Genomic DNA, 20,986 nt, shown 5'->3' with positions numbered 1-20,986 from the left:
GCAGTGGTGATCGACGAGACCCTCCTCGAGGCCGAGGAAAAGATGGAGAAGGCGATCGAGGTCGCCAAGGAAGACTTCGCCGGTATCCGTACCGGTCGCGCCAACGCCGGGATGTTCAGCAAGATCACCGTCGACTACTACGGCGCGCCGACGCCGCTGCAGCAGCTGGCGTCGTTCAACATCCCGGACGCCCGCACCGTGATGGTCGCCCCGTTCGACAAGAGCTCGATTCCCGCCGTCGAGAAGGCGCTGCGCGACTCCGACCTGGGTGTGAACCCGGCGACCGACGGCAACGCGATCCGCATAGTGCTGCCCTCCCTGACGGAGGAGCGCCGCCGCGACTACGTGAAGCTCGCCAAGTCGAAGGCCGAGGACTCGCGCGTCTCGGTGCGCAACATCCGCCGCAAGGCCAAGGAGACGCTGGACCGCATCGTCAAGGACGGCGAGGCCGGCGAGGACGAGGTCACTCGCGCGGAGAAGGAGCTGGACAAGATCACCAGGAGCCACGTCGAGATCATCGACCAGCTGCTCTCCAGCAAGGAGAGCGAGCTGCTCGAGGTCTGATGTCCGCACCACCTCGAGACAGATCAGAGCGCGACAATGCGCAGACCGCCGTGAGCCCCGAGTCCGAGCCCGTATCCGCCCCGAAGAAGTCGCGCGCAGGCCGTAACCTGCCCGCCGCGATCCTGGTTGGCCTCGGCCTGCTCGGTATCGTCGGCGCGTCGCTGTACTGGCGACCGGAGCCGTTCGTCCTCTTCGTCGTCCTCCTGATGTGGGCCGGGCTGTGGGAGCTGCGCCAGGCTTTCGCGCGCCGTAACCTCCGTCTGCCGATGGTGCCCCTCTTCGTGGGCGCCGCCGGCATGATCGTCTCCGCCTACCGCGGCGGCGGGGAGGCGTTGTTCGTCGCCTTCGTGCTGACGGTCGCCGCGGCCGTCGTCTGGCGTGCGCTCGACGGGTCCGGCCTCGGCGCCGTCCGGGACTCCGCCGCGTCGGTCTTCGCCGCCGCCTACGTCCCGTTCCTCGCTGGGTTCGTGGTCCTCATGCTGGCGCAGCCCGACGGCGAGATCCGGGTGGTGCTGTTCATCCTCCTGGCGGTCGCCAACGACACCGGCGGCTACATCGCCGGCGCCACGATGGGCAGGCATCCGCTCGCGCCGACCGTGAGTCCCAAGAAGTCGTGGGAGGGCCTGGCCGGCTCGATAGTGCTGGCCACCGCGGTGGGCGTGCTCGGCGCCGTCTACGGGCTGGGCGAGAGCCCGGTCCTCGGGATAGCGCTCGGCGTCATGACCGCAATCACTGCGACTGTGGGCGATCTCGCTGAGTCCCTGCTCAAGCGTGACCTAGAATTGAAGGACATGGGCTCATTGCTCCCGGGGCACGGGGGCGTGCTGGATCGCCTCGATTCGATGATCATCACAGCGCCCTTCGTCTATCTCGTGCTCTCGGTGGTTGCCTGATGAAAACTCCCCTTGCCCAGCCCGTCGTACGTCCTTCGGACGAGACGCCGGCGATCCCGCTGCAGATGGCGCCCAAGCGCCGCGGCAAGCCCCCGAGGCACTTCGCCGACCTCACGCCCGAGGAGCGGGTCGCCTCGGTCGTGGAGGCGGGCGAGCCGGCGTTCCGCGCCAAGCAGCTCGCCACGCACTACTTCACGCACTACACGAGCGACCCGGCGAAGATGACCGACCTCCCGGCGAAGTCCCGGGACGCGCTCGCGACCACCATGTTCCCCGAGCTGATGCGGCCCACCCGCAAGCTCGAGGCCGACGGCGGCACCACGGTCAAGACGCTGTGGCACCTGTTCGACGAGGCCAAGGTCGAGTCGGTGCTCATGCGCTACCCGCAGCGCACCACGCTGTGCGTCTCCAGCCAGGCGGGCTGCGGCATGGCCTGCCCGTTCTGCGCGACGGGCCAGCTCGGCCTGACCCGGAACCTCTCGACGGCGGAGATCCTCGAGCAGGTCCGCGCGGCGTTCCGCTCGCTGGCCGAGGGCGAGATCCCCGGCGGTGTCACCCGGCTGAACAACCTGGTGTTCATGGGCATGGGCGAGCCGCTGGCCAACTACAAGGCAGTGATCGAGACGGTGCGGACGCTGGTCGCGCCCCAGCCCGAGGGCTTCGGCATGTCGGCCCGCAACATCACCGTCTCCACGGTGGGCCTGGTCCCGGCGATGCAGAAGCTCACCAAGGAGGGCATCCCGGTGACGCTCGCCCTCTCGCTGCACGCGCCCGACGACGACCTGCGCTCCGAGCTGGTGCCGATCAACACGCGCTGGAGCGTCGACGAGACCCTCGACACCGCGCGGAACTACTTCGAGGTGACCGGCCGTCGCGTGTCCATCGAGTACGCGCTGATCAAGGACATGAACGACCACGCCTGGCGTGCGGACCTGCTGGGCGAGAAGCTCAACGCCCGCGGCCGCGGATGGGTGCACGTGAACCCGATCCCGCTCAACCCGACGCCGGGTTCGATCTGGACCGCGAGCGACCGGGATGTCGAGGACGAGTTTGTGGCACGATTGCGCGGTCACGGGATCCCGACCACGATCCGTGATACCCGCGGGAGCGATATCGACGGGGCCTGCGGGCAGCTGGCGGCTGAGGAGGACGACGAGTGAGTGGGATGTTCAACAGCGTTCCCGCGATGCGCACCGGGTACGACAAGGACGAGGTCGACGAGTTCTTCGAGCACGCGCGGCAGGCGTACGAGGGACGTACCGCGGACCGGCTGACGAGTGCCGACATCCAGGCGTCCACGTTCGACCTGACCCGTGGTGGGTACAACACCCATGAGGTCGACGCGGCGCTCGACCGGCTCGAGGCGGCGTTCATCGCCCGGCAGCGCGCGGAGTACGCGGCGGCGCACGGCCAGCAGGCCTGGATGAACGCGCTCGCCGAGCGCGCGCGTTCGCTCTACGGGCGGCTGGGCCGGCCCGACGGCGAGAAGTTCGCCCCGGCCGACCGTGGTTCGCAGGGTTACGACAAGGACGACGTCGACGACCTGTGCGACCGGCTCATCGGGTACTTCGACCGGCAGGAGCCGCTGACGGCGGGCGACATCCGGTCGGCGACGTTCGGGCGCGCGCGCGGTGCGGACGCCTACGACGAGGCCTCGGTGGACGCGTTCCTGAGCCGCGCGGTGGAGGTCCTGCTCGGCGTCGAGTGACGCCGCCGAGATAGAACTGTGGCGAGATAGAACTATGGCCGAGGCGATCATCGCCTCGGCCATAGTTCTATCTCGCCACAGTTCTATCTCGGCAGAAGGGCGGGTTCTGTTGCTTCGCGGAGCAGGACCTCGTGCTGGGTCGCCTTCAGGAACGAGCGGATCGAGTCCCGGCTCCGCGTGAGGCAGTCGATGCGCTCCTGGACGCCGACCAGCTCCGTGGCGAGCTGTTCGGCCACCTCGCGCGGGCACGTCGGCTCGTCGCGGGCCGCGGCGAGCTCGGCGTCGAGCAGCACCTTGACCAGCCGCGTCGGGATGCCGGCCTGGACCAGGCCCGCCACGCGGGACACCCGCTCCACGTGGGCCTCGGTATAGGTGCGGTAGCCGTTGGGCGCACGGTCCGCCTCGAGCAGGTCCTGCTGTTCGTAGTACCTGATCAGGCGGGTGGTCACGCCCGTCCGGGCGGCGAGCTCACCGATCTTCATGTTGCCTCCGGGTTGGGCTTGACATTGACACCAGTGTCAAACTTTAGCGTTGCCGACATGGAGACAACAGGCACCGAACCAACCGTTGAGCCGGTCCTCGAGGACCCGCCGGGCGCGGGTATCCCGACCAGCCCCGCCGACGTCCTGCCCTGGCCGTCCCTGCTCGTGCTGGGCGCGGGGACCCTCCTCATGGTCACCTCCGAGATGCTGCCGACGGCCGTGCTGGAGCAGATGAGCACGGGCCTCGGCGTCGCCGAGTCGAGCACCGGCATGCTGGTGTCGGTGTGGGCGGCGGTCGTGGTCGTGCTCAGCTTCCCGCTGGTACGGCTGACACGCGGCAGGGACCGCCGCGCCGTGATCGCCGGCGGGCTGGCCGTGCTCGCGCTCTCGTCGGCCCTCACCGCCCTCGCGCCGACGTTCCAGCTGGCGGTCGGGGCACGGGTCCTGGGCGCGGCGGCGGTGGGCCTGCTGTGGGCCACCACCAACGCGCACGTCGCCGACCTGGTCTCCGACGGCCTGCTCGGGCGCGCCGTCGCCGTGGTGCTCGGCGGGGCGACGCTGGGGATGGTCGTGGGCACGCCTCTCGCCAGGCTCGTCGCCGACGCCGCCGGCTGGCGGGCCGCCTTCGGGGCTCTCGCGGTCCTCGGCGTCCTGGGGGCCGTCGCGGTCCGGCTGGTCGTGGCGCGTGCGGCGGTCCCGGCTGCTCCGGAGACTCCGCAGGTCCCGGAGGGCTCGGCGGGCGTGACGGCGGACAGCCCGGCACCTCGACGCGGCATAGACCGGCTGCTGGCAGTGACGGGTCTCGTGGCGCTGGTGCTGGTGGGCCACTACGGCGCCTACACCTACATCACGCGCCTCACGGAGGCGCCGGCCGAGGCGCTGCCCGGCGGGATGAGCGCGCTGCTGCTGGTGTTCGGGCTCGCCTCGGCGGTGGGCGTCGCACTGGCGGGCCGGTTCGGTAACCGGACCGCGCCCGCGCTGGTCGTGAGCGTGGCCGCGACCGCGCTGACCGTGGCGGCGCTGAGTGTCGTCGACGTGCACCCGGCGGTGGGGATCGCCGTCGTCGTGGCGTGGGGAGTCGTGTCGGGCGGCATGCCGCCGTTCGCCCAGACGCTGATCCTGCGGCTGGCCGGGCCCGAGCGGCGGTCGTTCGCCGGCGCGCTGATCCCTGTGCTGTTCAACGGCGGGATCGCGGTCGGTGCCGCGCTCGCGTCGCTCGTGGTGGCCGGCTCGGGTGTGACGGCGCTGCCGCTGCTGGCGGCAGTGGTGGTCGCGGCGGCAGCGATCGGCCTGGCCCTGTCGCTGCGTCGCGCCGCCGCATGACGAGAACCGCATGACGAGAACGGGATCGTGTTCGCGGGGAGTTCCCACGGCGAACACGATCCCGTTCTCATTGCCGCGGGCGTGTCAGCAGGTGCGGACCCGGGTCGAGGAGCTGGTGGAGACGTAGGCGTCCGAGACCCAGTTGCCCGGTCCGATGCGGTTCCACAGGTCCGTGGTGCCGTAGGTTCCCGTGATCCTGGCGCCGCGCGCGGTGCACTCGATCACCACGTTCGCGTGGTTGCCGGCCTGTCCGACGACGTCGTAGTCCGTGCTCGGACCCGAGCGCACGTTGAGCGGACCGTTCCTGGTCCGCACGACGCCCCTGGGTCCGTCTCCGGTCCAGAGATAGGTGACGGTGGTCCAGGCGTTGTTGGTGAGCCCGACGGCGTCCCAGAACGTGCCGTCCCCGAGGTCGATACCCGCGGGGTTGGCGACCTGGCGGCCGAACCCGTCGCGCCCGCGGTTGTGGTCGTCCTGGTAGGCGGCCTGCGCCTGCGGCAGGCCCTGGGGCAGGTCGGACCAGGACTGACGCGTCTCGCCCCCGTTCCAGTAGTCGTCGGTGGTGTTCCACGGCCCGACGTCCCAGACCGGGGCGTACGCGCAGCGCCCCGTGCTCTCGGCGCAGACCCGGACCGAGTAGCTGCCCGAGTCCTTCGACGACAGCCCGCGCCGGGACGGCAGCGCGACGAAGTGGTCCCTCCTGGTGATGACATGGCCGTTCGCGGTGGTCCCGCCCACCAGGCCCTCGCGCGTGGCGAAGACCTTGTACGAGTCCGCGACGCCGTCCGGCGCGGCCTCTCCCTCTGCCTCCTGCAGCGACTGCGACCGGCGGGCCTCGGGGGTGAGCGTCACCTCCCGCACGGCCGGGCCGGTGCCGCCCTCGCCGACGAGCGTGACGCGCGCCTGGATCGTCTCGGCGGGTGCGGGGAGCGGGGATCCGGCGGGTACCCACTCGGTCCAGGAGTCGGGGCCCTGGTCGGCGAGCCGGCCGCGGACGTCGATCAGCACGGAGGTACCTTCCGGGGCGGTGGCGTCGACGTCGGCGGTGATGACGCCCGCGGGGGAGTCGAGGACCTTCGGCTCCGCGACCAGCTGGCCGGACGTCTCCTGGTGCACGCTGCCGCCGTCGGCGCGCCCGCCGTCGTCGTCGGCCCTGTCGTCCGGCACAGTGGAGCTGCCCGACGTGCCGGCGTCGTCCAGTCGGAGCGCACCGTCGGAGTGGCGCACCCCGGCGTCGTCGCCGGTGCGGGTGGCGAGGTCGACGGACCAGGCCTGGCCGACGGCGTCCGCACCGGAACCGGTGGCGGGGGTGACCGTCGCGACGGCGATCCCCGAGGTCACCAGGCCCGAGACGATCAGGCCGGAGGCGATCAAGACGGCGCAGGTCTTGACGGTCAGCGCCGCGGCCCGGCGTCGGGTCCTGCGTACCTGGGTGAGCATGTGCTGAATCTAAGCGGCTTGCTATTTCACCCGCGCGGTGAAGCGGGAGAAATCCTGGGACGTCGGTGCCCGAGCAGCCCGCCGGGTGGTGCATGATCGGGGAAGTACCCCAGAGAGATGACGAGCAAGGAGAACGACGTGTCCGAGTTCCTGGCCGACAAGCCCGGCAAGTTCGACCTCGACGGCGACGGCATAACCGACGTCGAGGTGGCCGACACCGACGGCGACGGCGTCGTGGACGCCCAGTTCGAGGACTACGACGCCGACGGCGTCCCCGACGTCGAGCTGCACGACACCGACGGTGACGGGCGGCCCGACGTCGTGGTGGAGACCGCCGGCGGGACGCGGACGATCTCCGTGGACACCGACGGTGACGGCGAGGACGACGCCGTGGACTCGTTCCCGGCCTGAGCCAGAGGGTTCAGCCCGTGGCTCAGGCTGCCGGCTGAACCGGTGCCGGACGCTGCGCCGGCCGGCCGTAGACCAGCCGGCGCAGCGCCACCTCGGCCGGCCCGCGCCGCCCGGTGCGCTCCTGCCAGACGGCGAACACCACGGTCAGCGCCCAGACGCCCACGGCGAACAGCAGCATGCTCCACGAGCTGAGGTGCCGGCCCAGGCCGAAGCCCCAGGCCGCCAGGACCGGCGCGCACAGCACGGACTGCAGCAGGTAGGACGTCAGCGACCGCTTGCCCACCGCCTGGACGGCGCCGGCGAACGGCCCGTCCGTGGTGAACAGGTTGTTCGACGGCGCGCCGCTGCGGCGCAGGGCGACGCGGTGGCCGATGAGGCCGAACAGGGCGACGTAGCCCAGCCCGCCGAAGAAGCCGGTGAAGATCTGCACGGGCAGGAAGACCCAGGCCGCGTGGTCGGGCACGGCGAGGACGCCGACGTGGTCGAGCGCGGCCGGCAGCGGGCCGAGCCAGCCGATGGCGATGCCGACCGCCGCCACCCGGCGCAGCAGCGGCAGGTGCTCGCCCGGGTTCTCGAGGATGCGGCGCCGTCCGGCCCAGAAGGCGAGCAGCAGCATCATCGGGACGACGAGGAAGAAGAGCCCCTGGCCGACGGTCCCGAAGACCCAGAAGCCCAGGCGCTCGAAGATCGACGCCAGGTACGACGTCGAAGCCATCGACTCCGTGGACGGGCCGGTGGTGTCCGCGAGGATGGACCGCGCGATCGGGTCGTCCGCGGGGATCTGAGCGGTGAAGTACGAGCCGACCACGGCGAACACCGTGCCGATCGCCAGCAGGCCGCCGAAGACCCAGGTCCACACGAGCAGCGTGCGGTCCTTGACCTCGAAGAACAGCCACACCATGAGCAGTCCGGCGAGGCCGTACGCGCCGAGCACGTCGCCCATCCAGAGCAGCGCCGCGTGCACGAACCCGAACCCGAGCAGGAGCCAGTTGCGCTTCTGCAGGAGCTTGCGAGCCGCTGCCTCCGACGTCCCGGAGGACACCTGGCGGTTGTAGAGCTGCATCATGCCGTAGCCGAAGAGGAACGCGAACATGGGGTAGGTCCGCATGTCCACGAACACGATGATGAGGAAGTCGGCGACCTCGTCGAGGGCCGAGCCGTCGACGGGGTGCGACACCCAGGGGTTCGTCTCGCTGCCCCACAGGTAGTAGGGCGTGTTCGCGATGGCGATCAGCAGGAGCATGAAGCCGCGTGCGAGGTCGGGCGCGGGCGAACGCTCGGCGGCCTGGACAGGACCCCGGGTCAGGGCTGTGGTGGACATGGGTACATCTCAGCAGGCCGGAGGCCTGACCGCGAGCAAAAGAGCGAGCTCTCGGGGCTACGCCGCGGGCTCGGCCAGCCGGGTGCGCTCCTCCTCGACGATGCGCCGAGCGAGCTCGGCGTCGGCGACGTCGGTGGCGCCCGGTGCCACGGCCACCGTCGAGCGCCCGGCGTACTCGGCGAACAGCTCGGCCTTGGTGCCGAGGATCTCCAGGAGCCGCTCGTCCACGCTGTTCTCGATCAGCAGCCGGTGCACCTGCACGGTGCGGACCTGACCCATCCGGTGCGCCCGCGCGATGGCCTGCGCCTCGACCGTCGGCTTGACCTGCGGCTCGCACAGGATCACCACGGAGGCCGCCTGGATGTTGAGCCCGACGCCGCCCGCCTCGATCTGGCTCACCAGCACCTTCGGCTCCGGCGCCTGCGTGAACTCGTCGACCAGCTCCTGCCGCCGCCGGGCGGGGACGGAGCCCGTGATGGGTCCGATGGCGAGCGGGCCCAGCTCGGCCAGCACCGTCTCGATCACGTCGCGGAAGAACGAGAAGACGACGACCTTGCGGTTGTTGTCCATCGCCTCGGCGACGATCTCGCGCAGCCGCACGAGCTTCGCCGTCGGCTCGGGGGCCTGGACGAACGCCGCCCGGCGCATGTCCGCGAACGAACGCTTCAGCACGGCCCGCCGGTAGGCGGCGCCGTCGTGCTTGCCGAACCGCTCCCACTCGTCCACCTGGACCAGCTCGGGCAGCTCGGTGAGTACGTCCTCCTGGTTGCGCCGCAGGTACACCGTGGCCACCGACCGGCGGAACGCCGCGGCCCCCGCCAGGCCCGCCGCCGGGTCGATCGAGTCGGCGACGTCGGGCTTGAGGTACCGCACGATGCTGCGGAACTCGTCGACGGTGTTCTCCATGGGCGTGCCCGACATGAACAGCACGCGCTCGGCGGCGTCGGACCAGGCCGCCGTCCGCTCCGAGCGCTGCGCGGCGGGGTTCTTCACGTAGTGCGCCTCGTCCACCACGAGCAGCGCGGGCCGGGGCAGCCCGGCGGCGCGCAGGTGCCCGAGCTGCGGGAAGGTGACGATGCCGACACCGCCGTCGGCGACCCAGGTGCGGATGCCGGCGTCGCGCTCGTCGCCCTGCAGCACCCGGACCGCCAGCCGGGAGTGGGCCGCGACCTCGCGGGCCCAGTTCGCCGCGACGCTGGCCGGGCAGATCACGAGGAAGTGCCGGCGGCCCCGGGCGGCCAGGTGCGCCATCACGGCGATGGCCTGGACCGTCTTGCCGAGCCCCATCTCGTCGCCGAGGATCGTGCGCCGCTGCACCAGCGCGTACCGCGCGCCGAACGCCTGGTACCCGCGCAGGGAGACGGTCAGGAGCGAGGTGTCCAGGTCCTGTGCCGAGACCTGGTCGACGACGTCCTCCGGCAGGTAGCCCTCAGCGGCCTCCACGTCGACGCCGAGGTCCACCAGCTCGCCCAGCGCCGTGTAGTAGGCGGCGGCGCGGGCCTCGTAGTCCCGCCACACCTCCGCGTCGGACGTGCCGGTCAGCGTGCGGTCCAGCCGGCGCAGGGCGTCGGTGACGCCCGAGTCGTCGAGCCCGTCCACCGTCTCGCGGAGCGTGGTCAGTGCGGAGTCGGCCGCGGCGTTGCGCTCGCGGCCGGCGAAGAACCGCTTGACGAGGGTGCCGCGCAGGACCCCCACCTCGGCCAGGCGGGCCAGCCGTGGGACGTCGACGTCGAGCCGCTCGCCCCAGGCGTCGAAGAACCGGGCGACCTGCTCGTGCGTGTGCAGCGCGCGCACCAGGTCGGTCGCGAGCGGGTCGGCGGGGTCTGCCTCGATCCGGAAGGTGAGCCCGTCGTCGACGGCGTCGAAGATCTGCTGGGCGGCCTCGCGCAGCAGGCGTGCGGTCTTGGGCCCGACGCCGGGGACCGCGTCGAGCTCCTCGTCGTCGGCGCGCAGCACCTGGGCCACGGTCCGGAACCCGGCCGCCTCGACGAGCCCGACCCGGATGCGTCCGGTGCTCACCTCGCGGATCCGGTCGACGGGCACCTCTGCCAGCTCCGCCAGCACCCGGGCGTCCCGGGCGGCGCGGTACGCGATGCGCACCCGTTCGGGGGCCGTGCCGCGCTCCGTCAGCGTGTCCGTGCCCAGGGCGTGCCGGGTGCGGGCCTCCTCGAGCAGCTCGCGCGAAGCGGCGCGTGACCAGGTCTCCATGGCGGCTGACGGTACTGGGTGCGTGCCGCTGGGAGGTACTCGCACACGCCGTCGTACCCCGGTGCATACCGGGACTGAACGCCCGTTCTGGTAGTTTCGTCGCACCGTGGACAGGAGGAACGAGTGAGCACGGACGCACTGCCGCAGCAGGCACAGGCGGCGCAGGTCACCGCAGCAGGGGAGACGACGGCCGAGGTGACGCCGCAGGTGGCGCCGGTCGCAGTCGAGAGTGGTATCGACAGTGGTCAGGCCCCGGCGCCGGTCGCGGGGTCTGAGCAGACCCCGGAGCAGGTCAAGGCCCCGGAGCAGGACGAGGCCCCGGAGCGCGAGGAGAACCTCGAGACGCGCACGGCCGCCAGGCTGCACGACCTGGTGGTCTCGGGCGCGGAGAAGCTGCCCGGCGAGGCCGGCAGCACCGTGTCGAAGATCGCCGTGGCGCTGCTGTCGTTCGGCAGCCAGGCCGCGGCGAAGGAGCAGGACAAGCCGACGACGAAGCTCGTCGGCGAGGCCGTCCAGCTGTACAAGAGCCTGGACGACGACGACCCGACCAAGCAGCGCGCGGTGCTCGAGCACGCGCTGGAGACGTTCACGACGTCGACGATCGGTGGCAAGGAGCGCTCGCAGGTGCTGGAGGTCGCCGAGGAGGCGATGAACCTGTGGGGCAAGCTGCGCGGGACGTCCTCGGACCTCGCGAAGTCCGACGCCGCGGCCTCCATGCGCTCGCTCACCAGCGTGCTGCGCAAGGAAGGCCGCGACGAAGAGGCGGACGAGACGGAGACCGAGGCCAAGCGCCTCGAGTCCTGACCTCTGGGCGCGCCCGGGAGGATGCCGAAGTAGAGCGCCTGTCCGAGTCTCCCTCGGTTACCACGGGAGACTTCGGACAGGCGCTCTACTTCGGCATCCTGCCGGTCAGGGGGAGCAGGCCGGGTCTTCCTCCAGGACGACGCCCTCCGGCATGTCGTCCGGCGTCGGGGCGCGGCCCGCCATGGCGCACGCCCGGGCGATCATCTGGTCGTCCGAGAAGGTCCAGCCCGTCGTGACGCCGTGGTCCTGGACCACGAGGAGCTGCCCGTCGGCGGCGTGCACGGCACCCGGTGCCACCTCGCCGCCCGGTGAGTACAGGCTGGTGGCGAGCTCGCCCATCTTCTGGCCGGTCTCGATGTCGAAGAACGCCAGCGCAGAGCCCCGGTTGCGCGCCACCAGGTTGGGCCCGGGCAGCACCGCCATGACGTCGCCGTACGTGCCGGCGAGGTCGAGCGACACGGGATCGCCGGCGCCGGTGACCGGACGCAGGCGTACCGCCGAGTCCAGGCCGAGCGTGACCAGCTGGTCCGGCAGGGCCGTTCCGTCGGTGCCGCCGATCATGTGCACCTGCGCCACGCTGCTGCCGCGCACGGTCCACACGTCCGTCTCGCCCCGGGCCGCGGCGTCGAGGTCGGCCACCCGGAGCGAGAAGTCGCGTGGCGCGACGGCCACCTCGCTCCCGTCGTCCGCGACGGCGACCCGGCCGGGCGCCGTCCAGCCGGGTTCGAGCCGTGGCGTGGCGCCCAGGGGGCCTGGCACGTACAGGGCGCGCTCCTGGAGCCCGGCGTCGAGCAGGTGCAGCCCGGAGCACGCGTCGACCAGCAGGATGTCGTCGCGTGTGCGGTGGGCGCTGACGACGGTCGCGCAGGCCGGGTCGCCCCCCTCGAGGCCCGGCGCGACCAGGTCGCGGAACCCCGCCTCGTACCCGGCGGCGGTGCCCCCGCCGGTCCGGTAGGCGTCGCCCTCGGGGGTGACGAGCAGGAGGCTGTCCCGGTCCAGCCAGACGGGCAGCAGCGGCCGGCCGGCGTCCGGGCTGTCGGCGGGCAGCGTCACGGTGCCACGGCCGTGGATGGTGACGGTGCCGTCCGACCAGGACGCCGCGGTGCTCGCGGCCCCCGCCGGCTCGTCCCGGTACGTGGCGAGGACCGCTGTCGGGCCGGCCGGGCCGTCGTCCGGTTGCGCGCCGTCCCCGTCGGTCGCGGCGGCCGCGGCGGCCGCCGCACCCGCCGAGTCCGGCAGCGGCACGTCGCCATGTGTGTCGGCGGTGGACCACAGCGCGATCCGGCCGTCCGACGCCGCCGCCACCCGGTCGGTCCCGACCAGGACGGGCGGGCCGGTCCGCCGGACGCCGGTCAGGTGCCAGGTGCGCCGCAGGTCGGCGTCCTCCGCGATCTCGCACGCGACGAGCCCACGGTCGGTGGCGATCAGAACCCGGGTGGTCTCGTCGTCCATCGCGACGACCTCCGGGTCGGACCACACGCGCGGGACCGGGCAGCCCGCCGAACGTACGGAGCCGTCGGCCCAGTGGTGCACGGTGACCGTCGTGCCGTCCTGGTCGGAGCGCAGCGTCGCCCAGTCGTTCAGCGAGGGGGACGGGACCGCGCCGTCGGGCAGCTCCACGGCTCCGGCATGGGTCAGCTCCAGGGTGTCGAGGCTGCGGACCTCGAGGGCGTCCGCCTCGGCGTCGGCCACGGCCAGGGTGCGGCTGGAGCCGACGGCGAGCGACGTGACCGCCAGCTCCGTCTCCACCTTGCTGCTGAACGCCAGGCGCTGCTCGTGCGGTCGCCGCGAACCGGCGTCCGACTCCAGGACCGCCAGGTCGCGACCCGCGAGGTTGATGCTGCCGATCCGGTTCCTGCCGGTGGTGGCGTCGTGCCACGCGATGAGGAGCGTGCCACCCTCCGGGGTGATCGCCACCGCCGTCGCGCCGGGCAGGTCGAGGTGCGTCTGGCGGCTCGTGCTGCCCTCGGGGAGCGGCCCGAAGCGGCCGACCGTCACGCCCAGGTCGTCCACCGCGGCGACCACCGTGCCGTCCGCGCTCCCGGCGACGAAGGGGCCTGCGCTCCCGGACCCGGTCACCGTGCCGGACGGCGTGCGGTCGCCGCGCAGGACGGCGGGCTCGCCGTCGTCGGGGTTCCACCGCACGAGGTCGCCCCTGTCGGTCCGCCCGACGATGCCTGTGCCGGTCGGTGCGACGTCGGCGAGCTCGGTCTCCTCCGGCACGTCGACGGTCCGCAGCAGGTACGGGTCCGCGGGCTCGTTCGCCGTCACCGCGTTGAACAGCGCGGTGCGGGTCTGCCCGTCCCGGAGCCGTTCGACCGCCTCCGCCGCGAGCAGCTGCGCCACCGCGGGATCGTCCTGGTGCACGACGTGCGACGTCGCGCCGAGCAGGTGGGCGGCGTTGGCGTTCACCGCCTCGTTCGCCCGGGACGCCTCCCGCAGGGCGTATCCGGACGCGGCGACGGACACGGCGAGCATGACGCCGAGGGCCGTGATCGTGAGACGGCTGACGAGGTTGGCCGAGCCCTGGCGGGCGATGTGGGCGCTGAGGATCTCCTCGGTGCTGACGTCCGGGCCGCGCAGCGGTGCGACGAGCTCGGCGAGCGCCGTCGCCCGGTCCGGGTGGCGCCGCCAGAACCTGCGCCGCTGGCGCAGCCGGGTCAGGTCGGTCCACTTGGGTTCGCGGTCGATCCGCTCGGCGAGCGGCGCGGGCAGCGCGGTGGTGCTGATCTTGTCGATCTTGTTCGCCGTCCAGACGATCTTGCCGCTGGTCAGCGCCACCAGGAGGGTCTCGGGTTCGCGATGGTCGAGCCACCAGGCCACCTCCTCCGCCACGAAGTGGGAGCTCGCGGCGCCCTCGGAGGCGAGCAGGATGAGGTAGTCGGAGCGCTCGAGCTTGTGCTTGATGGAGTCCCAGAGGCTGGGGTTGTTCGCCAGACCGGTCCGGTCCAGGAAGATGCGCAGGTCGCGGACACCGTCGCGCCTGTCGAAGTCGAGGAGCTGCGCGTGGAACTCGGGCGCGAACTCGCCGTCGGAGTCGCGGCTGTAGGACAGGAAGGCGTCGTACCCGTCGGTCCGCGGCGCGACGGACGCCCGGGCGGTGGGCAGCAGGCCGCGGACTCTCCGGTCGGTCATCCTTGCCCCCCGCTGCTCTCCTCGGCGAATGTCGCGGACCGGAGAGAAATGTATCCCCTGTGTGTAATGTCGCCGCTGGTCATGACGCTAGCGACCTTTAGCCTGAAATGCACCGTTAGGTGTGCTGGCGGGTCGGACGGGAGAGGCACGACATGACGGCACCGGAGCTCGTGGTTCCCCGCGGCGGACCGCGCCGGCTGCGCGTGCGCCGGTCGTGGGTGCGCGCGGGCTTCACCGCGCTGTTCGGCGTGGCCTTCGCACTGGGCCTGTGGGGCTTCGCCGTCTACCGGACGTCCCCGGACTTCGTCTGGGGCACCACCGGGTGGGACGTCGTCTACTACTCCGTCCAGCTCTTCGTGCTCGGCGCGGAGGCCACCAATGACGGCGGCGACCTGCCCTGGCAGCTCCAGGCCGCCCGGTTCCTCGCCCCGGTCGCCACCGGCTACGCCGTCTTCGAGGCGGTGCGCTCCCTGTTCGCCGACCAGATCGCGGCGATGCGCACCCGCCGGATGCGGGGCCACGCGGTGGTCGTCGGGCGCACGCCCGCCGCCGACCTCATCGCCGAGGCGCTCGCGGCCCGGGGCGCGCTCGTCGCGCGGACCGCCACGGGGGACGCAGCGTCGCTGCGCAACGCCGGTATCTCCGGCGCCGCGGTGCTCTACGCGTGCGAGGGCGAGGACGACGAGCCCGGCGTCAACGTGCTCACGGTGGCGGTGGCCAACCGGGCGCTCCGGCACGCGGGCCTCGACGGTCTGCGGCTGAACGCGCACGTCAGCGACCCCGACCTCGCGCTCGCCCTGCAGGCCCGCCACCTGAGCCACCCGCAGCCGGGCGTCGACTTCTTCACGCTGGGGGAGCTCGTCGCCCGGTCCCTGGCCCGGCGCGACCAGACGGTGGCCCGCGGCGCCACGCCACACATCTCGGTGGTCGGGCACGGCGCGTTCGGCAGGGCGCTCGTCGTCGCGTTCGCGCGGCTGCGGAGCGTCGAGATCGCGTCCGGCGGCGAACCGCTCACCGTAACCCTCGTCGGCCCCGGTGCGCGCGCCGCGGCACAGGCGTTGCGGGCGCGCTGGCCCAGCGTGCGGGCGGCCTGCCGGCTCGTCCCGGTCGAGACGTTCGCCGAGGTGCGCGCGATCGGCACGCCCCAGCGGGTCTACGTGTGCCACGACGACGACGGGGACGCCCTCCGGCACGCGCTGCGGGACAGCGACCTCTGGCGCGCCGGCGAGGGGGCAGTGGTGCTCCGCCTCAACCGCCTCGCGGGCCTCGGTGGCCTGTTCGGCACCCACGACGGCGCGATCCTCGACGACCTCGGCGGGCGGCTCGACGTCGTCGAACCGGGCACGCTGCTGCGTAGGGCGACCGCGCCGGGCGTGCTCGTGCACGACGACGTCTACGACCTCATGGCCGTCTCCGCCCACCTGACCTACCTGCGCAACCAGCGCTCGCGCGGCGTGGCCTGGGAGAGCACCCCGGCGATGGTCTCGTGGGTCGACCTGTCCGACGACCTGCGGGCCGCGAACCGCGCCCAGGTGCGCGCCATCCCCGACCGCCTGCGCCAGATGGGCTGCACCGTCGCACCCGCCGGGGACGGCGAGCACGGCCGCATCCCCGAACCCGTGGTCGACGCGCGCGCCGTCGACGAGCACGAGCGGTGGATGGCCGAGAAGACCGCAGCGGGCTGGACCTACGGGCCGCAGCGCGACGACGCCCGGCGCCTGCACCCGGACCTGCGCCCCTGGGAAGAGCTGTCCGAGGCGGACCGTGAGAAGGACCGCGCCGCCATCCGCGCCATCCCGGTGATCCTCGCGGACTTCGGCCTCCACGTGGTCCCGCTCGCCGACGACGCCGGCTGGGAGGCCGCCGGCGAACCAGTCCCGGACCCCCGCGGCGTGGTCAAGGGCTGGCGGATGTTCGGCCGCGGCCGTGCCGAGCAGGCCGTCGAGGACTGACAGGATGGGGCCCATGCGAAGCGTCACCCTCCTCGGCTCCACCGGCTCCATCGGCACGCAGGCCATCGACGTCATCGGGCGCAACCCGGACCGGTTCCGCGTGGACGCGCTGTCCGCCGGCGGGTCCGACCTGCCGCTCCTCGCCCGGCAGGCCGCGTCGCTCGGCGTGCGCGCCGTCGCGGTGGCCGACGACGCCGCACGCCCCGCGCTGCTGGACCTGCTCCGGGAGGCGGGTGCCGACGGCGTCGAGGTGCTCGCCGGACCGGGCGCCGCGACCGAGCTGGCGGGCCGGGGGAGCGACGTCGTGCTCAACGGCATCACCGGGTCCGTGGGCCTGCGCCCCACCCTCGCGGCGCTCGCCGTCGGCTCGACGCTGGCGCTCGCGAACAAGGAGTCGCTCGTGGTCGGCGGCGCACTGGTCAAGGCCGCGGTGCGGCGCGAGGGGCAGATCGTGCCGGTGGACTCGGAGCACTCCGCCATCGCGCAGTCGCTGCGCTCGGGGTCCGCCGCCGAGGTCCGCAAGCTCGTCGTGACCGCCAGCGGCGGGCCGTTCCGCGGCCGTACGCGTGCCGAGCTGCGCGACGTGACCCCCGCGCAGGCCCTGCGGCACCCCAACTTCTCGATGGGGCGCGTGGTCACCACGAACTCCGCGACCCTGGTCAACAAGGGCCTCGAGGTGATCGAGGCGCACCTGCTGTTCGACCTGCCGTTCAGCGCGATCGACGTCGTGGTGCACCCGCAGCAGATGATCCACTCGATGGTCGAGTTCGCCGACGGCTCCACCATCGCGCAGGCCGGTCCGCCGCGCATGCTCGTGCCGATCGCCTTGGGCCTGTCCTGGCCCGAACGCCTGCCCGACGTCGACGTGCCCATCGACTGGACCCAGGCGTCCACCTGGGAGTTTGCCCCCCTGGACGACGACGCGTTCCCCGCCGTCCGCCTGGCCCGGCAGGTCGGCGAGGCCGGCGGTACGCACCCGGCGGTCTACAACGCCGCGAACGAGGTGTGCGTGGACGCGTTCCACGACGGCGCCATCGGCTTCCTCGACATCGTCGACACGGTGGCCGCGGTCGTCGAGGCGCACGAGACGACGTCCGCGGGCGACGCGGGTTCGGTCGAGGGCGTCCTGGAGGCCGACGCCTGGGCCCGTGCCCGCGCGGCGGAGCTCCTCAAGTCGGCCTGAGGCCGCCGTCCGTCAGCCGAGGGTGCGGGTGGCGAAGCCGTGGTCGACCGGGCCGTGGCCCCGCCAGGGACCTGGCGTCGTGCCCGTGCCGCCGATGACCAGGTCGTCCGCGGCGCGCAGGGCTTCCGTCAGGTACTCCTTCGCCGCGCGTACGGCGGGCTCCCAGCCGTCGTGCCGGGGGCGCAGGACCGCGCAGGCCGAGCTGAGGGTGCAGCCCGTCCCGTGCGTGTTCCGCGTGGAGATCCGCGGGGCGGTCAGCGCGACGACGCCGTCCGGACCAGCGAGGTGGTCGACCGACTCCGCCGAGTCCAGGTGCCCGCCCTTGACCAGGGCGAACCGTGCCCCGAGCTTGAGCAGCGCGCGAGCCTGGTCGGCCGCCTCGTGATCGTCCCGGGCCTGCTCGACGCCGAGCAGCACCGCTGCCTCCGGCAGGTTCGGCGTGATCAGGTCGGCCAGCGGCAGCAGCTCGTCACGCAGCACGGCTTCGGCGTCGGGCGCGAGCAGGCGGTGGCCCGACGTCGAGACCATCACCGGGTCGAGCACCACGTAGGGCGCGCGTCCCGCGGCCCGCAGGTCACGCAGGACCGCCGCGACGGCCCGGGCGACGGCGGCGTCCGTCGTCATGCCGATCTTCACGGCGTCCACCGCGACGTCGGCGAACAGGGTCTCGAGCTGCGCGGTCACCATGTCGGCGGGCACGGGCAGCACCCTCGTCACGCCGGTCGTGGACTGGGCGGTCAGCCCCGTGAGCACCGCGCAGCCGTACCCGCCGAGCGCGGCGAAGGTCTTCAGGTCGGCCTGGATCCCCGCGCCGCCGGAGGGGTCCGAGCCGGCGATCGTCAGCGCCACGGCAGGGTGCCCGGGCGGGCGGGTCCGGACGACGGCGTCGTCGGGCAGGAGTGAGCCCATGAGGCGTCCCTTCGCTAGAACTACCTAGATCAGGTTCCACGGGTACGTCTCAGCCGGACTGGTGCCCGGCGCCCCGCGCCATTTCGGGCACACCCTACCCAGCAGGCTGTCCGGCCCCGTACTGCAGTCCGTCCACGAGCAGGTCGATCATGCGCCGGCCGTGATCCGGCTCGTCGTCGTGCATGGGCAGGCACAGCTTGGAGACGGCGTACAGGAGGTCCTTCGGGCTGGCGACCGCGCGGATCTCGCCGGCGGCGACCGCGGCGTCCACGAGCGAGCCCAGTGCCGGGCCGAGCCGCCCCATGAAGTAGTCCGGCAGCGCGTCGAACGCCGGGTCGCCCGAGTGCAGGGCGGAGGCGAGGCCGCGCTTGGTCGCGAGGAACTCGGTGTACCGGTGCAGCCACTTCTCCAGGGCGTCGACCGGTTCGTGCTCGGCGGCCAGTGCGGAAGCCGCGTCGGCGGTGGCGTCGACCTCGTGCTGGAACACGGCCTTGACCAGGTCCGAGCGCTTGGGGAAGTGCCGGTAGAGCGTGCCGACGCCGACGCCCGCCAGGTCGGCGATCTCCTTCGCGGGCGCGTCCACGCCGGACGTGCCGAAGGTCGACTTCGCGGCGTCGAGCAGCGAGTCGATGTTGCGTTGCGCGTCGGCGCGCAGCGGTCGCGGGGCTGTGTTCTGGGTCACTCCACTCCATCCCTTGCTATCCGGAACACCTTTCCATATAGTTCTGGAAGAGCGTTCCGCTTAGTTCCAGGGTACGACATCGCCGGGGCGCTCACCAGACCTCTCGACCCCAGGAGGGCCCCATGCAGTACCGCAACCTCGGCCGGACCGGCATCAAGGTCAGCCCCTACGCACTCGGCGCGATGATGTTCGGCGCGGTCGGCAACCCCGACCACGAGGAGTCGATCAAGATCATCCACAAGGCCCTCGACTCCGGCATCAACTTCGTCGACACCGCCGACTTCTACTCGCACGGGGAGTCCGAGGAGATAGTGGGCAAGGCGCTCAAGGGGCGGCGCGACGACGTCGTGCTCGCCACCAAGGTGCACCTGCCCATGAGCGACGACCCCAACCACCGCGGTAACTCCCGCCGCTGGATCATCGCCGAGGTCGAGAACTCGCTGCGCCGCCTGGGCACCGACTACATCGACCTCTACCAGATCCACCGCCCCGACCCCGAGACCGACGTCGAGGACACGCTGGCGGCGCTGACCTACCTCATCAACTCGGGCAAGGTGCGGGCCATCGGCTCGTCGACGATGCCCGCCGCCGAGATCGTCCAGGCCCAGTGGGTGGCAGAGCGGCGCGGCCTGGAACGGTTCAGGGCCGAGCAGCCGCCGTACTCCATCCTGAACCGGGGGATCGAGCGCGACGTCCTGCCGGTCGCCCAGCAGTACGGCATGGGCACCCTGGTCTGGAGCCCGCTCGCCGGCGGCCTCCTCACCGGCCGCTACCGCAAGGGCCAGGAGAACGACACGCATCGGGCGCAGTTCGGGATGGAGCATCTGCGGGACGAGGAGCGCCTCGACGTCGTCGAGCAGCTCATCCCCGTCGCGCAGGACGCCGGCGTCCCGCTGAACCACCTGGCGATGGCGTTCACGATCGCCCACCCGGGCGTCACCTCCGCGATCATCGGCCCGCGCACCATGGAGCACCTGGACAGCGCCCTGGCCGGCGCCGAGGTGGTCCTGAGCGACGAGATCCTGGACCGGATCGACGCGATAGTGCCGCCCGGGACCGACGTCGGCCGCCTCGACATGGCCTACGACCCGCCCGCCATCCAGCAGCCGCTCCTGCGCCGCCGACCCGCGGAGCAGCGCGCGGCCGCCTGAGGCGCCCAACCGATCCATAGAAGCGTGCCTCATGGCGGGGTGGGGACCGGCGCTAGGGTTCGCTCTATATATCCGATGTGTGACTGTGAGGCTGAGAAGACTTGGCGACGATGTCATGGAACCCCGAGATCAGGGCGCAGCGGATCCCCGGACCTTCAGCCCGCGCTGTAGTACTCCTCGGCCTGTTCTCGATACTCGGTGCGATTGCCGGTTCCTTCGTCTTCTTCGCCGTCGTGGTGCTGCTCCCCATCGTGTTGCGGGATCCCGACGCCGTTCCTTCGGTGGTGCCGATGAGTATCTTGGCAGTGAGCGGAACAGCGGCACTGACGGCAGTCTCCTGCGACGCCTACGTGTCCTACGGCCTCCGGACGGCGGAGTTACGGGCCGGGTACACCACCCTGTCCCGGACGTCGGTCAGAGTTCCGCACGTCGACCTGCGGAGCAACCGGGTGGTCCGGTTGGCCGGCGAGCCCCTTCTCAGCCCCGATGAGCATCGGCGTCGCCTAGCCCTCGCCCGGCAGTCCGCGCGACGAGACAAGGAGCTGAGACGGCGGCGAGGCGCCTCGCCGCCGCTGGTGACGAACGACTGGGCTGCCGTGATCAGGGACGTCGACGGTATCCCCCTGGCTGACGGCGACAACGTGACCGTGGTCAAGAGACTCACGGGCAAGGGGGCGTCCACTGTCGTGCCTGCCGGCACCCTTCTGCGCAACATCCGGCTGCGTCACACCAGTGACGACGACCGCCTCGTGGGCGCGGTCGTGCGCGGCGCTGGGCCGGTACGCCTCCGGCCCAGCGCAGTCAGGAAGTCATGACGCGA

At 72.3% G+C, this 20,986-nt stretch carries 18 protein-coding genes and 1 riboswitch; of the genes, 11 read left to right on the top strand and 7 right to left on the bottom strand.

The window, feature by feature from the left end; genetic code table 11:
- The first annotated feature begins 6 nt into the window (after positions 1–6).
- The 4 genes from frr (at position 7) to ACNYC2_RS18510 (ending at position 3,165) form a co-directional block, all read left to right on the top strand.
- Positions 7–564: a ribosome recycling factor gene (gene frr / locus ACNYC2_RS18525; protein ID WP_377137010.1), complete on the top strand. Its 558-nt coding sequence runs from the start codon at positions 7–9 to the stop codon at positions 562–564.
- 50 nt (positions 565–614) lie between these two features.
- The gene (locus ACNYC2_RS18520) at positions 615–1,457 is read left to right on the top strand and encodes a phosphatidate cytidylyltransferase (RefSeq protein WP_419703203.1); all 843 of its coding nucleotides are present in this window, start codon (positions 615–617) and stop codon (positions 1,455–1,457) included.
- A 65-nt stretch (positions 1,458–1,522) separates the two neighbouring features.
- Positions 1,523–2,617 carry a 23S rRNA (adenine(2503)-C(2))-methyltransferase RlmN gene (gene rlmN / locus ACNYC2_RS18515; protein WP_419707855.1) on the top strand — a complete coding sequence of 365 codons (1,095 nt, stop codon included), beginning with the start codon at positions 1,523–1,525 and terminating at the stop codon, positions 2,615–2,617.
- Between the two features lie 5 nt (positions 2,618–2,622).
- Positions 2,623–3,165 (top strand): DivIVA domain-containing protein, encoded by a 543-nt coding sequence (locus tag ACNYC2_RS18510; protein ID WP_116674497.1) that lies wholly within the window; start codon positions 2,623–2,625, stop codon positions 3,163–3,165.
- Between the two features lie 83 nt (positions 3,166–3,248).
- On the opposite strand, the gene ACNYC2_RS18505 is transcribed toward ACNYC2_RS18510, so the two are convergent.
- A complete protein-coding gene (locus ACNYC2_RS18505; RefSeq protein WP_419703202.1) occupies positions 3,249–3,647 on the bottom strand; it encodes a MerR family transcriptional regulator in 399 nt (132 codons plus the stop codon).
- Positions 3,648–3,704: 57 nt separating this feature from the next.
- Between ACNYC2_RS18505 and ACNYC2_RS18500 the strand changes: the two genes are divergently transcribed.
- Positions 3,705–4,970, top strand: coding sequence for an MFS transporter (locus ACNYC2_RS18500; RefSeq protein WP_419703201.1), 1,266 nt, complete (start codon positions 3,705–3,707; stop codon positions 4,968–4,970).
- Between the two features lie 84 nt (positions 4,971–5,054).
- Here the strand turns inward: ACNYC2_RS18500 and ACNYC2_RS18495 are convergent, their stop codons facing one another.
- Positions 5,055–6,410, bottom strand: coding sequence for a hypothetical protein (locus ACNYC2_RS18495; protein ID WP_419703200.1), 1,356 nt, complete (start codon positions 6,408–6,410; stop codon positions 5,055–5,057).
- 117 nt (positions 6,411–6,527) lie between these two features.
- On the opposite strand from ACNYC2_RS18495, the gene ACNYC2_RS18490 reads away from it, so the two are divergent.
- Entirely contained in the window at positions 6,528–6,821 is a 294-nt protein-coding gene (locus ACNYC2_RS18490) for a hypothetical protein (protein WP_419703199.1), read from the top strand.
- Positions 6,822–6,843: 22 nt separating this feature from the next.
- Here ACNYC2_RS18490 and ACNYC2_RS18485 read toward each other — a convergent pair whose 3' ends face one another.
- Together ACNYC2_RS18485 and ACNYC2_RS18480 are read right to left on the bottom strand one after the other, a co-directional pair.
- Positions 6,844–8,142, bottom strand: coding sequence for a DUF418 domain-containing protein (locus tag ACNYC2_RS18485; RefSeq protein ID WP_419703198.1), 1,299 nt, complete (start codon positions 8,140–8,142; stop codon positions 6,844–6,846).
- 57 nt (positions 8,143–8,199) lie between these two features.
- Entirely contained in the window at positions 8,200–10,350 is a 2,151-nt protein-coding gene (locus tag ACNYC2_RS18480; RefSeq protein ID WP_419703197.1) for a DEAD/DEAH box helicase, read from the bottom strand.
- A 123-nt stretch (positions 10,351–10,473) separates the two neighbouring features.
- Between ACNYC2_RS18480 and ACNYC2_RS18475 the strand changes: the two genes are divergently transcribed.
- Positions 10,474–11,154 (top strand): hypothetical protein, encoded by a 681-nt coding sequence (locus ACNYC2_RS18475; RefSeq protein WP_419703196.1) that lies wholly within the window; start codon positions 10,474–10,476, stop codon positions 11,152–11,154.
- 105 nt (positions 11,155–11,259) lie between these two features.
- Here the strand turns inward: ACNYC2_RS18475 and ACNYC2_RS18470 are convergent, their stop codons facing one another.
- Entirely contained in the window at positions 11,260–14,289 is a 3,030-nt protein-coding gene (locus ACNYC2_RS18470) for a hypothetical protein (protein WP_419703195.1), read from the bottom strand.
- A gap of 152 nt (positions 14,290–14,441) precedes the next feature.
- Between ACNYC2_RS18470 and ACNYC2_RS18465 the strand changes: the two genes are divergently transcribed.
- Both ACNYC2_RS18465 and dxr read left to right on the top strand, forming a co-directional pair.
- Positions 14,442–16,241 carry a RyR domain-containing protein gene (locus ACNYC2_RS18465; RefSeq protein ID WP_419703194.1) on the top strand — a complete coding sequence of 600 codons (1,800 nt, stop codon included), beginning with the start codon at positions 14,442–14,444 and terminating at the stop codon, positions 16,239–16,241.
- Between the two features lie 13 nt (positions 16,242–16,254).
- Positions 16,255–17,424 (top strand): 1-deoxy-D-xylulose-5-phosphate reductoisomerase, encoded by a 1,170-nt coding sequence (gene dxr / locus ACNYC2_RS18460; RefSeq protein WP_419703193.1) that lies wholly within the window; start codon positions 16,255–16,257, stop codon positions 17,422–17,424.
- Positions 17,425–17,436: 12 nt separating this feature from the next.
- On the opposite strand, the gene thiD is transcribed toward dxr, so the two are convergent.
- A complete protein-coding gene (gene thiD / locus ACNYC2_RS18455) occupies positions 17,437–18,333 on the bottom strand; it encodes a bifunctional hydroxymethylpyrimidine kinase/phosphomethylpyrimidine kinase (RefSeq protein ID WP_419703192.1) in 897 nt (298 codons plus the stop codon).
- Positions 18,323–18,419: riboswitch (TPP riboswitch) on the bottom strand. (Overlaps the previous gene by 11 nt.)
- An 8-nt stretch (positions 18,420–18,427) precedes the next feature.
- Complete coding sequence (locus ACNYC2_RS18450; RefSeq protein WP_419703191.1) at positions 18,428–19,015, bottom strand: TetR/AcrR family transcriptional regulator; 588 nt, start codon at positions 19,013–19,015, stop codon at positions 18,428–18,430.
- Positions 19,016–19,137: 122 nt separating this feature from the next.
- On the opposite strand from ACNYC2_RS18450, the gene ACNYC2_RS18445 reads away from it, so the two are divergent.
- Complete coding sequence (locus ACNYC2_RS18445) at positions 19,138–20,166, top strand: aldo/keto reductase (RefSeq protein WP_419703190.1); 1,029 nt, start codon at positions 19,138–19,140, stop codon at positions 20,164–20,166.
- Positions 20,167–20,276: 110 nt separating this feature from the next.
- Positions 20,277–20,981, top strand: a complete 705-nt coding sequence (locus ACNYC2_RS18440) for a PhnA domain-containing protein (protein WP_419703189.1) — start codon at positions 20,277–20,279, stop codon at positions 20,979–20,981.
- Positions 20,982–20,986 lie beyond the last annotated feature (5 nt).

Origin of the sequence: Promicromonospora sp. NFX87 (assembly GCF_048564965.1) — a bacterium.
Lineage (GTDB): Bacteria > Actinomycetota > Actinomycetes > Actinomycetales > Cellulomonadaceae > Promicromonospora.
This window is presented reverse-complemented; position numbering and strand designations above follow the sequence as displayed.

Bases quoted from the DNA above. Each gene is read 5' to 3' on its own strand.
- rlmN (WP_419707855.1), top strand. From the start codon at position 1,523: ATGGCGCCCAAGCGCCGCGGCAAGCCCCCGAGGCACTTCGCCGACCTC.
- ACNYC2_RS18510 (WP_116674497.1), top strand. From the start codon at position 2,623: ATGTTCAACAGCGTTCCCGCGATGCGCACCGGGTACGACAAGGACGAG.
- ACNYC2_RS18505 (WP_419703202.1), bottom strand. From the start codon at position 3,647: ATGAAGATCGGTGAGCTCGCCGCCCGGACGGGCGTGACCACCCGCCTG.
- ACNYC2_RS18500 (WP_419703201.1), top strand. From the start codon at position 3,705: ATGGAGACAACAGGCACCGAACCAACCGTTGAGCCGGTCCTCGAGGAC.
- ACNYC2_RS18495 (WP_419703200.1), bottom strand. From the start codon at position 6,410: ATGCTCACCCAGGTACGCAGGACCCGACGCCGGGCCGCGGCGCTGACC.
- ACNYC2_RS18490 (WP_419703199.1), top strand. From the start codon at position 6,528: ATGACGAGCAAGGAGAACGACGTGTCCGAGTTCCTGGCCGACAAGCCC.
- ACNYC2_RS18485 (WP_419703198.1), bottom strand. From the start codon at position 8,142: ATGTCCACCACAGCCCTGACCCGGGGTCCTGTCCAGGCCGCCGAGCGT.
- ACNYC2_RS18480 (WP_419703197.1), bottom strand. From the start codon at position 10,350: ATGGAGACCTGGTCACGCGCCGCTTCGCGCGAGCTGCTCGAGGAGGCC.
- ACNYC2_RS18470 (WP_419703195.1), bottom strand. From the start codon at position 14,289: ATGACCGACCGGAGAGTCCGCGGCCTGCTGCCCACCGCCCGGGCGTCC.
- ACNYC2_RS18465 (WP_419703194.1), top strand. From the start codon at position 14,442: ATGACGGCACCGGAGCTCGTGGTTCCCCGCGGCGGACCGCGCCGGCTG.
- dxr (WP_419703193.1), top strand. From the start codon at position 16,255: ATGCGAAGCGTCACCCTCCTCGGCTCCACCGGCTCCATCGGCACGCAG.
- thiD (WP_419703192.1), bottom strand. From the start codon at position 18,333: ATGGGCTCACTCCTGCCCGACGACGCCGTCGTCCGGACCCGCCCGCCC.
- ACNYC2_RS18445 (WP_419703190.1), top strand. From the start codon at position 19,138: ATGCAGTACCGCAACCTCGGCCGGACCGGCATCAAGGTCAGCCCCTAC.
- ACNYC2_RS18440 (WP_419703189.1), top strand. From the start codon at position 20,277: ATGTCATGGAACCCCGAGATCAGGGCGCAGCGGATCCCCGGACCTTCA.